This is a genomic window from Bradyrhizobium sp. CCGE-LA001 (genome assembly GCF_000296215.2).
In the GTDB taxonomy this organism is placed as follows: Bacteria; Pseudomonadota; Alphaproteobacteria; order Rhizobiales; family Xanthobacteraceae; genus Bradyrhizobium.
In genome coordinates, this window is record NZ_CP013949.1 from 2,890,381 (window position 1) to 2,905,011 (window position 14,631).

At 64.9% G+C, this 14,631-nt stretch carries 12 protein-coding genes; 10 read left to right on the top strand and 2 right to left on the bottom strand.

Annotation, left to right across the window (positions count from 1 at the left end):
• Nucleotides 1-29: 29 nt before the first annotated feature.
• From BCCGELA001_RS13475 to BCCGELA001_RS13490, 4 genes are all read left to right on the top strand, one after another.
• Nucleotides 30-1,412: an ethanolamine ammonia-lyase subunit EutB gene (locus BCCGELA001_RS13475; RefSeq protein WP_060735516.1), complete on the top strand. Its 1,383-nt coding sequence runs from the start codon at nt 30-32 to the stop codon at nt 1,410-1,412.
• Nucleotides 1,413-1,563: 151 nt separating this feature from the next.
• Nucleotides 1,564-3,150, top strand: a complete 1,587-nt coding sequence (locus BCCGELA001_RS13480) for a B12-binding domain-containing radical SAM protein (RefSeq protein WP_008553235.1) — start codon at nt 1,564-1,566, stop codon at nt 3,148-3,150.
• 6 nt (nt 3,151-3,156) lie between these two features.
• Nucleotides 3,157-3,942: an ethanolamine ammonia-lyase subunit EutC gene (gene eutC, locus BCCGELA001_RS13485; protein ID WP_060735517.1), complete on the top strand. Its 786-nt coding sequence runs from the start codon at nt 3,157-3,159 to the stop codon at nt 3,940-3,942.
• Nucleotides 3,943-4,149: 207 nt separating this feature from the next.
• Nucleotides 4,150-6,516 carry an efflux RND transporter permease subunit gene (locus tag BCCGELA001_RS13490; RefSeq protein ID WP_060735518.1) on the top strand — a complete coding sequence of 789 codons (2,367 nt, stop codon included), beginning with the start codon at nt 4,150-4,152 and terminating at the stop codon, nt 6,514-6,516.
• A gap of 2 nt (nt 6,517-6,518) precedes the next feature.
• On the opposite strand, the gene BCCGELA001_RS13495 is transcribed toward BCCGELA001_RS13490, so the two are convergent.
• Nucleotides 6,519-7,352, bottom strand: coding sequence for a hypothetical protein (locus BCCGELA001_RS13495; RefSeq protein WP_008553255.1), 834 nt, complete (start codon nt 7,350-7,352; stop codon nt 6,519-6,521).
• Between the two features lie 76 nt (nt 7,353-7,428).
• Complete coding sequence (locus BCCGELA001_RS13500) at nt 7,429-7,926, bottom strand: hypothetical protein (protein ID WP_008553258.1); 498 nt, start codon at nt 7,924-7,926, stop codon at nt 7,429-7,431.
• A 460-nt stretch (nt 7,927-8,386) separates the two neighbouring features.
• Between BCCGELA001_RS13500 and BCCGELA001_RS13505 the strand changes: the two genes are divergently transcribed.
• The 6 genes from BCCGELA001_RS13505 to BCCGELA001_RS13530 all read left to right on the top strand — a co-directional run bounded on the left by BCCGELA001_RS13505 (nt 8,387) and on the right by BCCGELA001_RS13530 (nt 14,578).
• On the top strand, nt 8,387-8,620 hold the full coding sequence (locus tag BCCGELA001_RS13505) for a hypothetical protein (RefSeq protein WP_008553259.1): 234 nt from the start codon (nt 8,387-8,389) through the stop codon (nt 8,618-8,620).
• 194 nt (nt 8,621-8,814) lie between these two features.
• Complete coding sequence (hpnC, locus tag BCCGELA001_RS13510) at nt 8,815-9,699, top strand: squalene synthase HpnC (RefSeq protein WP_008553261.1); 885 nt, start codon at nt 8,815-8,817, stop codon at nt 9,697-9,699.
• The gene (gene hpnD, locus BCCGELA001_RS13515; RefSeq protein ID WP_060735519.1) at nt 9,689-10,528 is read left to right on the top strand and encodes a presqualene diphosphate synthase HpnD; all 840 of its coding nucleotides are present in this window, start codon (nt 9,689-9,691) and stop codon (nt 10,526-10,528) included. Before hpnC ends, hpnD begins: the two co-directional genes overlap by 11 nt.
• On the top strand, nt 10,528-11,784 hold the full coding sequence (gene hpnE, locus BCCGELA001_RS13520) for a hydroxysqualene dehydroxylase HpnE (RefSeq protein ID WP_060735520.1): 1,257 nt from the start codon (nt 10,528-10,530) through the stop codon (nt 11,782-11,784). The genes hpnD and hpnE overlap by 1 nt, the downstream gene beginning before the upstream one ends.
• 50 nt (nt 11,785-11,834) lie before the next feature.
• Nucleotides 11,835-13,832, top strand: a complete 1,998-nt coding sequence (shc, locus tag BCCGELA001_RS13525) for a squalene--hopene cyclase (protein WP_060735521.1) — start codon at nt 11,835-11,837, stop codon at nt 13,830-13,832.
• Nucleotides 13,829-14,578, top strand: coding sequence for a phosphorylase (locus BCCGELA001_RS13530; RefSeq protein ID WP_060735522.1), 750 nt, complete (start codon nt 13,829-13,831; stop codon nt 14,576-14,578). The genes shc and BCCGELA001_RS13530 overlap by 4 nt, the downstream gene beginning before the upstream one ends.
• The last annotated feature ends 53 nt before the right edge of the window (nt 14,579-14,631 follow it).

Consider the following 14,631-nt stretch of genomic DNA (forward strand, 5'->3'; position numbering starts at 1 on the left):
CCGTTGGCCGACGAACCCCGGAGAGGCTCTTGGTCTATCGCCACACCATCGACGCCACGAGCTATGCGTTCCTGGATTTGCGCGACCTCCTTGCCAAGGCGACGCCGCCACGCTCTGGCGACCGGCTGGCCGGGATCGCCGCCGCCAGCGCCGAGCAGATGATCGCGGCGCGGATGGCACTCGCCGATGTCCCGCTCGGCCGGTTCCTCCAGGAAGCGGTCATTCCCTATGAGATCGACGAGGTCACCCGCCTCGTCATCGACAGCCACGACGCCAAGGCATTTGCGCCGGTGGCCTCGCTCACGGTCGGCGCCTTCCGCGACTGGCTGTTGTCGGATGCCGCGACGCCCGACGCGCTGAAGAAGCTCTCGCCCGGCCTCACCCCGGAAATGGCAGCCGCGGTCGCGAAGCTGATGCGCAACCAGGACCTGATTCTGGCGGCGCGCAAATGCGAGGTCACCACCGCCTTCCGCAACACCATCGGGCTGAAGGGGCGGCTGAGCACACGCCTGCAGCCCAACCATCCCTTCGACGATGCCCGGGGCATCACCGCCTCGATCCTCGACGGCATCCTGCTGGGCGCCGGCGACGCCTGTATCGGCATCAATCCCGCAAGCGACGATCCCGCAATCATCGGGCAATTGCTGCGGCTGCTCGACGAGATCATCGGGCGGCTGAACATCCCGGCGCAGGGCTGCGTGCTGACCCATGTCACGACGACCTTGTCGCTGATCGGGCAGGGCGTGCCGGTCGACCTCGTCTTCCAGTCGGTCGCCGGCACCGAGGCCGCCAACCGCAGCTTCGGCGTCGACCTCGCGCTTTTGAAGGAAGCGCATGAAGCCGGGCTGTCGCTGGGACGCGGCAGCGTCGGGCAGAACGTGATGTATTTCGAGACCGGGCAGGGCTCGGCGTTGTCGGCGGGTGCCCATCACGGCGTCGACCAGCAGACCTGCGAGGCGCGCGCCTACGCGGTCGCCCGGGCCTTTGCCCCGCTTTTGGTCAACAGCGTCGTCGGCTTCATCGGCCCGGAATATCTCTATGACGGCAAGGAGATCATCCGGGCCGGGCTGGAGGATCATTTCTGCGGCAAACTGCTCGGCCTGCCGCTCGGGGTGGACATCTGCTACACCAACCATGCCGAGGCTGACCAGGACGACATGGACAATCTGCTGACGCTGCTCGCCGCCGCCGGCGTCACCTTCATCATGGGCGTCCCCGGCGCCGACGACGTCATGCTGAACTACCAGTCGACGTCTTTTCACGACGCGCTCTATGTCCGGGACGTCTTCTCCCTCCGCCGCGCGCCGGAATTCGACGACTGGCTGGTGCAGGCGGGCATTGCGGGTGCCGATTTCCGCATTGCCGGCGATGCAGGCCTGTTGCCCGATTTTGCCGCGCGGCTGATCGCATGATGCGACGGAAGCTGCTGCCTTCAGGAAACCATTGGTCCCCCTTGGAATTATGCTTGTGCCACAATATTGAGAAATTCCGGCGACAGCATTACGCTATGTGTCGGGCTGGCAATTTCCGCACCATTCGGTCGAGCGTGGCGGGGGAGCTTTGATGCGAGCTGAAAGTAACGGTACGTCCCGGCGGATTCTCTGTGTGTTTCCGCGCTATACATCATCATTCGGGACGTTCGAGCATTCCTATCCGCTGACGGATGGTGTTCGGGCCTTCATGCCGCCGCAGGGGCTGCTGCTGATCTCCGCCTACCTTCCGAGAGAGTGGCAGGTCAAATTCGTCGACGAGAATCTGCGCCCGACCACGAAGGAGGAGTTCGAATGGGCGGAAGCAGTCTTCGTCAGCGGCATGCACATCCAGCGCCAGCAGATGAACGACATCTGCCGCCGCGCCCATGAATTCGATCTGCCTGTCGCGCTCGGTGGCCCCTCGGTCAGCGCCTGCCCGGACTACTATCCGTCGTTCGACTATCTCCATGTCGGCGAGCTCGGCGATGCCACCAACCAGCTGATCGACATTCTCTCACGCGATACCGCGCGGCCCGAGCAGCAGGTGGTGCTGACCACCAAAGACCGCGTGCCGATGACGGAGTTTCCGATCCCGGCCTACGAGCTCGTCGACGTCAAGAAGTACTTCCTCGGCAGCATCCAATATTCCAGCGGCTGTCCCTACCAATGCGAGTTCTGCGACATCCCCGGCCTCTACGGGCGCAATCCGCGCATCAAGTCGCCGGAGCAGATCATCGCTGAGCTCGACCGCCTGCGCGAATGCGGCATGACCGACACGGTCTATTTCGTCGACGACAATTTCATCGGCAACCGCAAGGCCGCAATGGACCTGCTGCCGCATCTGATCGAATGGCAGAAGCGGACCGGCTATGTCGTGCGGCTCGCCTGCGAAGCCACGCTCAACATCGCCAAGCGCCCCGAGATCCTCGAGAAGATGCGGGAGGCATATTTCATCACCATCTTCTGTGGCATCGAGACGCCCGATCCCGATGCGCTGAAGGCGATGCACAAGGACCACAACATGATGGTCCCGATTCTGGAGGGCGTGCGCACCATCAACTCCTACGGCATGGAGGTCGTGTCGGGCATCATCATGGGGCTCGACACCGACAAGCCGAACACGTCAGAGGCGCTGCTCTCCTTCGTCGAGGAGTCCCGGATTCCGCTGCTGACCATCAACCTGCTCCAGGCGCTGCCGAAGACGCCGCTGTGGGACCGGCTGGAGCGCGAGGGGCGCCTCGTCGAGGACGACGGACGCGATTCCAATGTCGACTTCCTGCTGCCCTACGACGAGGTTATCGCATCCTGGAAGCACGCCATGGCGGTCGCTTACGCGCCCGAGAAGGTCTACGCGCGCTTCCAGTATCAGTGCGACAACGTCTATGTGCACCGCCTGAAGATGCCGGTGCCGGACGAGATGAAGACCTGGCGCAACATCCGCCGCGGCCTCGTCATGCTGCGCAACATCTTCTGGAAGGTGGGCGTGCTCGGCGACTACAGGCGCGTGTTCTGGACGTTCGCGCTGGAGCGCATCAGGCGTCGTGACATCGAAGGCCTGATCGGCTGCACGCTCATCGCGCACCATCTCATCACCTTTGCGCGCGCGGCCTCCAGCGGCAAGCAGAATGCCTCGAACTATTCGATCCGCCTGCGCGAGGCCGCCGTTCCCGCCGAATGATGCGACATGTCTGATCCGGCTCCGCTGCGCCGCCCCATCCTCGACCTGCGGGCGTTCACGCCGGCGCGCGTTGCGCTGGGCCGCAGCGGGGCGAGCTTGCCGACCCGTGCGCTGCTCGACTTCACGCTGGATCATGCCCGCGCCCGCGACGCCGTGCATGCCGCCTTCGATGCGCCGGGCCTGATCGTCGAGCTCGCCGGGCTTGGCCTCGTCGTCACCGAGGCGAGAAGCAGGGCGGTCGACCGCGGGGACTATCTGCGGCGGCCGGATCTGGGACGGCAGCTCGATGCCGAATCGGTCGACGCGCTGACTCGGGTCGCTTCGGCGCCGTGCCAACTCGCGGTCGTGATCGGCGACGGCCTGTCGGCTGCCGCGGTCCATGCCCATGCGGTGGCGCTGCTGACGCGCCTGATGCCGCTGCTCGCAGCCGACGATGGTGTCGCGATCGGCCAGATCGTCGTCGCCTCGGGCGCGCGCGTCGCGCTCGCCGACGAGATCGGCGCGGTTCTCCATGCGCGCATGGCTCTGATGCTGATCGGCGAGCGGCCGGGCCTGTCGGCGCCGGACAGTCTCGGCGCCTATCTGACCTTTGCGCCACAGCCGGGCCGCACCGATGCCGAGCGCAATTGCGTGTCGAACATCCACCATGCTGGGTTGAGCTATGACGAGGCGGCCTTCAAGATCGCCTGGCTGATCCGTGAGGGCCTCGCGCGGCAGACGACCGGCGTGGCGCTGAAGGACGAGAGCGCGGACCGTGCACCGCGTCGAATTGGCACATCTTCACGGGAATGACCTGGCTGAGAACGCAAAATCGCCGCATCTTGATCGATTTGCCCACACTTCGCCTGCTTGCGAGAAGGGTGATTGACCTGCTAAACCCCTCGCGGCGATTTTCCGCGCATTTTCAAAGGGCAAGCCTCCCATTGGTATGGCGTTTTCAAGCCGTTCGCGGGGCGCAATAAGCTCTCAGACCGAGCCGATTTAGGAACTGGACAAGGCATGCTCGAAAAGCACAGCGAGAATGAGGTTCATGTCGACAAGGTCGAGCAGGGGCCTACGTCCTCGATCGCCTTCGGGCTGGAGCGGCTTGGGCTGATCGCCGTCCGGGCGCCGATCCTCTCCTGCATCGTCCTGGTCGCGCTGATCGTCGGCGCCGTATTCGGCATCTACCGGATCAAGATCGATGATTCGCTGTCACAGCTGTTCCGCTCCGATACCCGCGAATTCCGCCAGTACGAAGAGGTAACCAAGAAGTTCCCGGCCGAGGAGTTCGACGTCCTCGTCGTGGTCGAGGGCAAGACCCTGCTGGCGCGGAACAACCTGGAGAAGCTGCGCGACTTCGTCACCGACCTGCAACTGGTCGAAGGCACGCGCGGACTGGTCTCGCTATTCTCGGCGCGCCAGGCGCCGGCCCCCGGCAAGCTGCCGGCGGCGCTGTTCCCGGCCGAGCTGCCCGAGGGCGCGGCCTATGACAAGTTCATCGAGACCGTCAAGAACAACGAGATCATCCGGGGCAAGCTGCTCTCGGAGGACGGCACGCTTGCCCTGATCGTGCTCTCGCTCGATCCGGAGGTGGTCGGCTCCAACAAGCTGACCAAGACCGTCGGCGACATCCGGGCGCTGATGAAGGAGGATCTGAGCGACACCGGGCTCAACGTGCAGCTCTCCGGCGTGCCGGTGATGCAGCTCGAGATCCGCAACGCGGTCGAGCGCGACGGGCTCACCTACAACATCCTCGGCATCCTCGCCGGCTGCATCATCGCCATCATCTTCTTCCGCAAGATATCCTTCATGGTCGCGGCGGCGTTCCCGCCGATGATCGCAATCCTGTTGGCGCTCGGCGCGCTCGGCTGGGCCAATTTCAATCTCAATATGTTCCTGAACGTGATGACGCCGCTCATCATGGTCATCAGCTTCTCGGACTCGATGCAGCTCACCTTCGCCGCGCGCGACCGGCTGATCGCGGGGCAGGACAAGTTCACCGCGTTCAAGAACGCGGTGCTGGTGGTGGGACCGGCCTGCGTGCTGACGCACGGCACCGCCGGCATTTCCTTCATCGCGCTCCAGTTCTCCGACTCCGACCTGATCCGCAAGTTCGGCGAGGCGGGGCTTGCCGCCACCATCATCGCGCTGGTCGCGGTGCTGTCGCTGGTGCCGGTGTTCGGCGTCCTGCTCGTGCGCAATGAGAAGGTGTTCGCGGTCAAGTTCCAGGGCGCCGATGCCGGCGTCCAGGCGCTGCGCAATTTCTGCTACTGGATCGCGGTGCGCATGGTCGGCCGGCCCGGCCTGTTCAGCCTGATCGCAGTGCTGTTCGTCGGCGGCCTCGGCGTCATCTACGCCAATCTGGAGCCGCGCTACCGCCTCGCCGACCAGGTGCCGGACAAGCGCCAGGCAGTCGCCGCCAGCGACCGGCTCGACGCCAAGCTGACCGGCGCCAATCCGGTCAACGTCCTGATCGCGTTCCCCAAGGGTGAGACGCTCTATTCGCCGGAGACACTCCAGACCATCGCCGACGTGCATGCGACCGTGGAGAAGGCGGCCGGCGTCGGCAATGTCTGGTCGCTCGAGACCCTGCGCCGCTGGCTCGCTGAGAAGGCCGGCAGCGCCGACGTCGCCACGCTCAAGGAATATGTCAACGTCATCCCCGAGCATCTGGTGCGGCGCTTCATCGACGCCGAGCAGGATGCGGTCGTGGTCGCCGGCCGCGTGCCTGACAAGGATTCCAGCCAGCTGCTGCCGATCGTCGACAAGCTCGACAGCGAGCTCGACGCCGTCCGCAAGAAGCATCCTGGTTATGAGATTGCGGTCACCGGCCTGGCCGCGATCGCCGCGCGCAACTCGGCCAGCATGATCGAGAAGCTGAACCACGGCCTCACGATCGAATTCGCGCTGGTCGCGATCTTCATTGGCCTCGCCTTCCGCTCCTGGGTGGTGACGCTCGCCTGCATCCTGCCGGGCATCTTTCCCGTGGTGATGTCGGGAACGGTGCTGTGGGCGATGGGCGAGGGGCTACAATTTGCCAGCGTCGTCGCGCTCACCGTCTCGTTCGGCCTCGGCCTCAGCGCCACCATCCACTTCCTCAACCGCTTACGGCTGGAGAACAAGCCGGGCGTCGGCTCGGCACTGGCGGTGGAGCGCGCGACCGTGCTGGTCGGCCCCGCGCTGATCCTGACCACGGTGGTGCTGGCCTGCGGCCTCGTCGTCACTGTGTTCTCCGACCTGCCGTCGCTGCGGCTGTTCGGCTGGCTCAGCGCCTTCTCGATGGTAATGGCCCTCGTCGCCGACCTCTTCATCCTGCGGCCGACGGCGATGTGGCTGATCAATTTGCACGCGAAGCTGCAGGGCCCCGACAAGCCGGCGATCTGAGCTCACGCGCCGATACGGATGATCCCGTAGGGATTGAACTTGAAGTCGCCCTCGGCGTAATCCTGCTCCCGCGACAGCGCGAGCTTGCGGTCGCGCAGCGTCGCCTCGATGCCGCGCTCGGCCATTGCGTCGGCAATCTCGTCCATCAACTTCACCGCGTCGCGGTCGCTGCCGCGCGATTTTGCGACGTAGATATCCGGCAGTCCGACCAGGTGAAAGCCGACGCTTTCGTTGTAGGTATCGCCGCCGAGCGGACGCTTGGCGAAGGCAAGGCGGCAGGTCCGGCCCATGGCTGCCGTCACCGTGAGGCCCTGATTCGTCTTGGCGGCGGCCTTGCAGTCGCGGGCCAATTGCATCCATCGCGAGAGGCCATGGGCCACGCCCGCGCTCTCTCCCTTCACGGCGGTGGCGCCGGCCTCGATCATCTCTTCAACGATGCGCAAGGCGGCGGCCGAATAGGCGATCGTCTTCTGCTGCTCCATGGGCGGGCTCAGCACGTAGAGCACGGCCTTGTGGTTGAACACGGCCGCTTCGTCCGCTTCCGACCATGCTTTCGGGAAGACGCGGTCCCAGCACACACCGAACGAGCGCTCCATGTGCGGGTCGGGCTTGGCTTGCGAATAGGTACGGTCGATCTCGAAATTGAAATCCGCGATCGTCTTGGCCGCCGCCTTCGGCGGATGCAGCAGGCCTTCGTCCTTGCCGAGGAAGCAGAGCACGTGACGCGGCTTCACGGGTGAAGGCTGCATGGTCGTTCCCTGCTGATCATTGGCGAAGGCGCGGCTGGCCGCGAAGAGCCCGGCAACTTTGAGCAGGTGTCTGCGAACTGAGTCCATGTCCGTAACAATGTCAGCAAAAAGCCTCCGGCTCGCGAGAACCGAAGGCTGAATTCGTTTCGAAGCGTGAAGGGCCTCAGCCCTTCGTCATCGTGATGTTGACGCCGCGGATCTCGCCCTTGGAGGAGATCTGCACCGTCTGCTTGGTGCCGTTGGTGCGCAGCGACAGGTTGGCGGCAAAGCCGTTGGCCTCGACGAACACGTCGATCTGGCCGCCGCCGGCGGTGCCCTGCAAATTGCCGAAGATGTTGCGGTTGGTTTCGCTCCAATTGCCGGAGATGCGTTCGCCCTGGCTGGTCACGTCGCTGGTGAGATTGAACTTGTAGCTGTCGGAGGCGCAATTCAGCGCCTGCTTGAGCGAGAGCCCGCTGCCGGCGACCTTGTAGTCCGCCTTGCAGCGGATGCGCTCGGTGGAGCCGTCGGACAGCGACACCGTGCCGGTGCCCGTCCATGCGCCGTCGAAACCGGCGAACGGCCCGGACGACTGAGCGTGGCTTGCAGAAACCGAAAAGAGCAGCGCAGCGCCGATGCCAGCCGCCTTGATTGCCAGTCCAGATCGCCCAAAGAATGTCATCTCAAATATCCCGTTTTGGAACGACGTTCGCCCACGATTGAGAACGTCTCGCCACATCGAAAGTTTAGTGCTCCGAGCCTGTGTCAGGTTCAAAGCGTGACGGCCAGAGACGGCGGTTCATGGCGCCTCGCGCCATGCCCAGGCGCGGCGGTTTGTCGTGTTTCGGTGTGTTTCGGGCGGGAAGGGCGGGGCTTAGAGATGCAGCTCTGCAACAGCCATGCAGTAAAATGCGAGGCTCATGAATTATGACGTAGTATCAAACTCTTACATCTGCCAATGAAGGCGCAGGGAAGACCTGATTCGGCGGGCGCGGCGCCAATTTGGCCGCATTTGCCAGTGCTTGTGCCTTCTCTGAGGCCGCACTTCCCGCGGCGACTTGCCATCAGAACAATCCGTTCCGGCCATCCGCCCTGTGCAGCCCGGGATCGGTGCGATTCTGCCGTCAGAATGAAGGAATACAATGCGTAAGCTTCTCGTCGCTCTCACCCTGCTGTCGGCCTCCCTTTCGACCGCAGCGTTCGCCCAGCAGGGGCGCGGCACGGACGCCGAGCAGAAGGCCTGCACCCGCGATGTGCAGAAGTTCTGCCGTCCCGTCATCGACCAGGGCGATTTCACCATCCTGGCCTGCCTCAAGGAGAACCGGGCCAAGATCTCCCAGGCCTGCGACCAGGTCCTGAAGAACCACAACCAGTAAGCTCGGCCGCTGGCCCATGGAGGCGGCCCCCGGGGCCGCCTTTTCAGGCGCAAATCCGCGAGGGGCAGCCATCGACAGACAGGATTGGTTTTGCGGCCGTATTCCCCTATATGGGGGCCGCGGCGGCATCGTCGGCATGAGCCCGCGCGAGCAAAAAAGCCCTTCCTGTCCAAACGATTGTAAACCAGCCCTCGATGACCTCTGCGAGCGAATTGCGATCCGGCAAGGGTGACCGCGACGAGAATTTTCCCGTCGCGTCCTGGATCATTCATCCGCGTCACCGTGCCTTGATCCTGGCCTATTACAATTTCGTCCGCACCGCCGACGACATTGCCGACCATGCGGCGCTGCCGGCCGACCAGAAGCTTAGCTATCTCGATCTGCTCGAGGCGGAACTGCTCGGCAATGGCGACACCCAGGCCGAGGCCGTGATCCTGCGTCGTGCGCTGGCCGAACGCGGCATGGCGCCGCGTCATGCGCTCGACGTGCTCATTGCGTTCCGCATGGACGTGACCAAGCTCCGTTACGAGAATTGGGACGAGGTCATCCATTATTGCCGCTATTCGGCGATGCCGGTCGGCCGCTTCATGCTCGACGTCCACGGCGAGAGCACCTCGACCTGGGCGGCATCGGATGCGCTCTGCGCGGCGCTCCAGATCAACAACCATCTGCAGGATTGCGGCAAGGATTTCCGCGAGCTCAACCGCGTCTATCTGCCGCGCGATGCATTGGCAGCACACGGCGCCTCAGTCGAAGAGCTCGGGCTGGCGCAGTCGCCGCCGGCGATGCTGGCCTGCCTTCAGGCCCTCGCCGTGCGCAACGAGGCGCTGCTGAACGAGAGTAAGTCGCTCAGCGCGGAGGTGAGGGATTTCCGCCTCGGCGTCGACATCTCGGTGATCCAGGCCTATGCCGACCGCATCGTGCGTCTGCTCAAGGTGCGGGATCCCCTGCGCGAACGCGTGCACCTGAACAAGTTCGAGCTTCTCACCTTCAGCCTCGCCGGCATGATCGGCGAAGTCGGCCGGCGCGCGTTCGGACGGAAGGCCATTTCCAGACCGGGGACTGCACATGACGCTTGAGGCGACCTCGCCCGGCGCCAATTATGGCTCGACCGCATCCGGCAGTTCGTTCTACGCCGCGATGCGCATCCTGCCGCATGACCAGCGCGAAGCGATGTTCCAGATTTACAGCTTCTGCCGCCAGGTCGATGACATCGCCGATTCCCATGGCCCGCGCGAGGAGCGGCTCGCCGCGCTTCAGCAATGGCGCAACGACATCGACGCCCTCTATCAGGGCAATCCGCCGCCGCGGCTGAAGGACTATGTCGGCTCGGTGAAGGCCTTCGGCCTCAAGCGCGAGGATTTCCTGGCCATCGTCGATGGCATGGAGATGGACGTGCCGCAGGACATCCGTGCGCCCGACATGGCGACGCTCGATCTCTATTGCGATCGCGTGGCCAGCGCCGTGGGGCGTCTCTCGGTGCGCGTGTTCGGCATGCCGGAGGAGGATGGCATCCTGCTCGCCCATCATCTCGGCCGCGCGCTCCAGCTCACCAATATCCTGCGCGATATCGACGAGGACGCCGGCCTCGGTCGGCTCTATCTGCCGCGCGAGGCGCTGATGCATGCCGGCATCACCTCCAACGATCCCGATCGCGTGATCACCGAGCGCGCCCTGCCGAAGGTCTGCCTGCCGCTGGCGCAGCGCGCAAAATCGCATTTCGAGAAGTCCGACGAGATCATGAACCGCAATAAGCGCCGCGCGGTGCGCGCGCCGCGGATCATGTCGAAATACTATCATTCCATTCTGGACCTCCTGATAGCGCGCGGCTTCAACGCGCCGCGCGAGCCGGTGCGTGTGTCGAAGGTCACACGTATCCTGATCCTGCTCCGTTACGCTTTCATCTGATGCAAAACACAGCTCACATCATCGGTGCGGGAATTTCCGGCCTCTCTGCCGCCGTGCGGCTCGCCAATGCAGGCTTCAAGGTCGCCGTGCACGAGGCGACGCATCAGGCCGGCGGCCGCTGCCGGTCCTATTTCGATGGCGCCACCAACCTCACCATCGACAACGGCAATCATCTGCTGCTGTCGGGCAACAGCCATGCGCGCGCCTATGCGCGCGCGATCGGCACCGAGGCAGGCCTGGTCGGCCCCGAGAGCGCGCAGTTTCCCTTCGTCGACATCAAGACCGGACAGCGCTGGCAGATCGATCTCGGCGCTGGCCGGCTGCCGACCTGGGTGCTCGACGAGAGCCGCCGCGTCCCTGATACGGGTCTCACCGACTATCTGAAGCTAGCGCCGCTGATCTGGGCGTCGGAGGAGACGCCGGTCGGCAAGTCGATCCCGACCGAGGGCATGCTCTACCAGCGCCTGGTACAGCCGCTGCTGCTGGCGGCGCTCAACGTCGATCCGCCCGAGGGGTCGGCCGGGCTTGCCGGCGCGATCGTGCGCGAGACGCTGCTCGCGGGCGGGCAGGCCTGCCGGCCCCTGATCGCGCGCGACGGTCTCAGTGCCGTGCTGATCGAGCCCGCGGTGAAGTTCTTGCAGGAGAGGGGCCACAGCGTTCAGCTCGGCCATGAATTGCGGTCGTTTGCGACCGGAGACGGCAAGGCCAGCGCGCTGAATTTCGGCGGCGAGGACGTGATCGCGCTCGATGACGGCGATGTCGTCGTGATGGCGGTGCCGCCGCGCGCCGCCGCCACCCTGCTGCCGGGCCTGAAGACGCCGACCGAATTCCGCGCCATCGTCAACGCGCATTTCCGTTTTGAGCCGCCGCCGGGCTCCGCGCCGATCCTCGGCGTCATCGGGGGCGTGGTGGAGTGGCTGTTCGCATTCCCGAACCGGCTGTCCGTCACCATCAGCAATGGCGACCGTCTGGTCGACATGCCGCGCGAGGAACTCGCGCAGGCGATCTGGAACGATGTCTGCAAGGCCGGCGGCGTTTCGGGTGAGCTGCCCCCGTGGCAGATCGTGCGCGAGCGCCGTGCCACATTTGCGGCGACGCCGGCGCAGAATGCCCTGCGTCCGGGGCCGGTCACTGCGCTGAAAAACCTGTTTCTTGCCGGCGATTGGACTGCTACGGGATTGCCAGCAACCATCGAGGGATCGGTCCGATCGGGCGATCGTGCCGCCGATCTGGTTTTGGCCGCAAAGCGGCCCTGACGGGCGATGCCCCGGCCAATTTCAATGGACTATCGGAGCAATCGAGCGACATGGATTCCGTGAACGCGACCAGCCGCGAAGCCTTGAATTCGAAGATAGTGGATTCGAAGGTATTGGATTCGAAGGCACTGGAATCGAGCATTGCGTCGGCGACCGATGGCGTCCTCCGCTTCCAGCAACCCGACGGCCACTGGGTGTTCGAGCTCGAGGCCGATGCCACGATTCCCGCAGAATACATTCTGTTGCGCCACCACCTCGCCGAGCCGGTCGACGTCGTGCTCGAGGCCAGGATCGGCAATTATCTGCGCCGCATCCAGGGTGCCCATGGCGGCTGGCCGCTGGTGCATGACGGCGAGTTCGACATGAGCGCCAGCGTGAAGGCGTATTTTGCGCTGAAGATGATCGGCGATTCCATCGACGCACCGCACATGGTGCGCGCGCGCGAGGCGATCCGCTCGCGCGGCGGCGCGATCCACAGCAACGTCTTCACCCGCTTCACGCTGGCGATGTTCGGCGTCCTGACCTGGCGCGCGGTGCCGGTGCTGCCGGTCGAGATCGTGCTGCTGCCGTTCTGGTCGCCGTTCCACCTCAACAAGATTTCCTATTGGGCGCGCACCACCATGGTGCCGCTGATGGTGCTTGCGGCGCTCAAGCCGCGCGCGCGCAATCCGAAGGGCGTCGGCATCGACGAGCTGTTCCTGCAGGATCCGCGCTCGATCGGCATGACCGCGAAGGCGCCGCACCAGAGCATGGCCTGGTTCGTGCTGTTTCGCTCGCTCGATGCAGCCTTGCGCGTCATCGAGCCGATGTTTCCGAGGAGCCTGCGCAAGCGCGCCATCGACGCGGCGCTCGCCTTCACCGAAGAGCGGCTCAACGGCGAGGACGGCATGGGCGCGATCTATCCGCCGATGGCCAACATCGTCATGATGTATGACGCGCTCGGCAAGGACGAGAACTATCCGCCGCGGGCCACCACGCGCCGCGGCATCGACAAGCTGCTCGTCATCAACGGCGAGGAGGCCTATTGCCAGCCTTGCGTCTCGCCGGTGTGGGACACGACGCTGACGGCCCATGCGCTGCTCGAAGCCGGCGGCGACAAAGCGGTGCCAGCGGCCAAGCAGGGCCTCGACTGGCTGATCCCGAAGCAGGAGCTCGAGGTGAAGGGCGACTGGGCGGCGAAGCGGCCCGACGTGCGCCCCGGCGGCTGGGCCTTCCAGTACAACAACGCCCATTATCCCGATCTCGACGACACCGCCGTCGTGGTGATGTCGATGGATCGCATGCGCCGGGAGCACGGGGTTGCCGGCTACGACGCCGCGATCGCCCGCGGCCGGGAGTGGATCGAGGGCATGCAGAGCGACGACGGCGGCTGGGCCGCCTTCGACGTCAACAACCTCGAATATTACCTGAACAACATCCCGTTCTCGGACCACGGTGCGCTGCTCGATCCGCCGACCGAGGACGTCACTGCGCGGTGCATCTCGATGCTGGCCCAGCTCGGCGAGACCGAGAAGACCAGCAAGCACGTAGCCGACGGCGTCGCCTATCTCAGGAAGACCCAGCACCCCGAGGGCTCCTGGTACGGCCGCTGGGGCATGAACTTCATCTATGGAACCTGGTCGGTGCTTTGTGCCCTCAACATGGCCGGCGTCGACCACAAGGACCCCATGATTCGCAAAGCCGCGAACTGGCTCACCTCGATCCAGAACGAGGACGGTGGCTGGGGCGAGGACGCCGTCAGCTACCGCCTGGACTACAAGGGCTGGGAGGCCGCCCCCTCGACCGCCTCGCAAACGGCATGGGCCTTGCTTGCCCTGATGGCGGCAGGCGAGGTTGATCACCCGGCCGTCGCCCGCGGGGTGGAGTACCTGATTGCAACACAAGACAAAAAAGGACTGTGGGACGAGCAGCGGTACACCGCCACAGGCTTCCCCCGCGTGTTCTATCTACGGTATCATGGTTACCCAAAGTTCTTCCCGCTGTGGGCATTGGCGCGGTATCGGAACTTGCGGAACACCAACAGCAGGGTGGTAGGGGTCGGAATGTGACTTTGGGGACGGGGGACTATTTTACCGTGGGTAATACCATCGACCCGCGGCCGATATTGATCGTGACCGGACTGGTTCAGGAGGCCCGTATTGCGGCCGGGCCTGGCATGGCGGTCATCTGTTCGTCGAGCAGCCCCACCCAGTTGCGGGCCCTGCTGACGGTGGTGGATCCCGAGACGATTCGCGGCGTGATCTCCTTCGGCGTAGCCGGCGGGTTGGACCCGAGCTTGCGTTCCGGCGATGTCGTGCTGGCGACCGAGGTGCTGTCCGGCGACACCCGTTGGGCCGCCGGGCTGTCGCTCGGCGACGACCTCATCGATCGCCTGACCTCGGGGCGCCGCCGCGTGGTGCGCGGCAGCCTCGCCGGTGCCGAGGAAGTGGTCACGAAGCGCTCCTGCAAGGCAGCGCTGCATTCGGAGACCGGCGCTGCGGCCGTCGACATGGAGAGCCACATTGCGGCTGCCTACGCCGCCGAGGCCGGGCTGCCGTTTGCCGCGGTCCGCGTCATCAGCGACCCCGCCCATCGCGCGCTGCCGGCGCTCGCCCGCGCCGCGATCAAGCCGAACGGCCAGATCGACCTTCCGGCCGTGCTGCGCGGCATCGTCCGCAACCCCACGACGCTGCATGCGCTGGTCTCGACCGGCATCGACTTCAACCGCGCGCTGCGGTCCTTGCGCGGCTGCCGTGATTATCTGATCGGCACCGAGCTGATCGAGAGCGAAGAGCTGGTGTCGAAGGCGGCCTGAGGCGGCGATTCTCGATCTGACAAACAAAAGGCCCGGCATGCGACCGGGCCTTT

Coding starts and splice junctions, on each gene's coding strand:
- BCCGELA001_RS13480 (WP_008553235.1), top strand. CDS start 1,564: ATGCGAGCTGAAAGTAACGGTACGTCCCGGCGGATTCTCTGTGTGTTT.
- eutC (WP_060735517.1), top strand. CDS start 3,157: ATGTCTGATCCGGCTCCGCTGCGCCGCCCCATCCTCGACCTGCGGGCG.
- BCCGELA001_RS13490 (WP_060735518.1), top strand. CDS start 4,150: ATGCTCGAAAAGCACAGCGAGAATGAGGTTCATGTCGACAAGGTCGAG.
- BCCGELA001_RS13495 (WP_008553255.1), bottom strand. CDS start 7,352: ATGGACTCAGTTCGCAGACACCTGCTCAAAGTTGCCGGGCTCTTCGCG.
- BCCGELA001_RS13500 (WP_008553258.1), bottom strand. CDS start 7,926: ATGACATTCTTTGGGCGATCTGGACTGGCAATCAAGGCGGCTGGCATC.
- BCCGELA001_RS13505 (WP_008553259.1), top strand. CDS start 8,387: ATGCGTAAGCTTCTCGTCGCTCTCACCCTGCTGTCGGCCTCCCTTTCG.
- hpnC (WP_008553261.1), top strand. CDS start 8,815: ATGACCTCTGCGAGCGAATTGCGATCCGGCAAGGGTGACCGCGACGAG.
- hpnD (WP_060735519.1), top strand. CDS start 9,689: ATGACGCTTGAGGCGACCTCGCCCGGCGCCAATTATGGCTCGACCGCA.
- hpnE (WP_060735520.1), top strand. CDS start 10,528: ATGCAAAACACAGCTCACATCATCGGTGCGGGAATTTCCGGCCTCTCT.
- shc (WP_060735521.1), top strand. CDS start 11,835: ATGGATTCCGTGAACGCGACCAGCCGCGAAGCCTTGAATTCGAAGATA.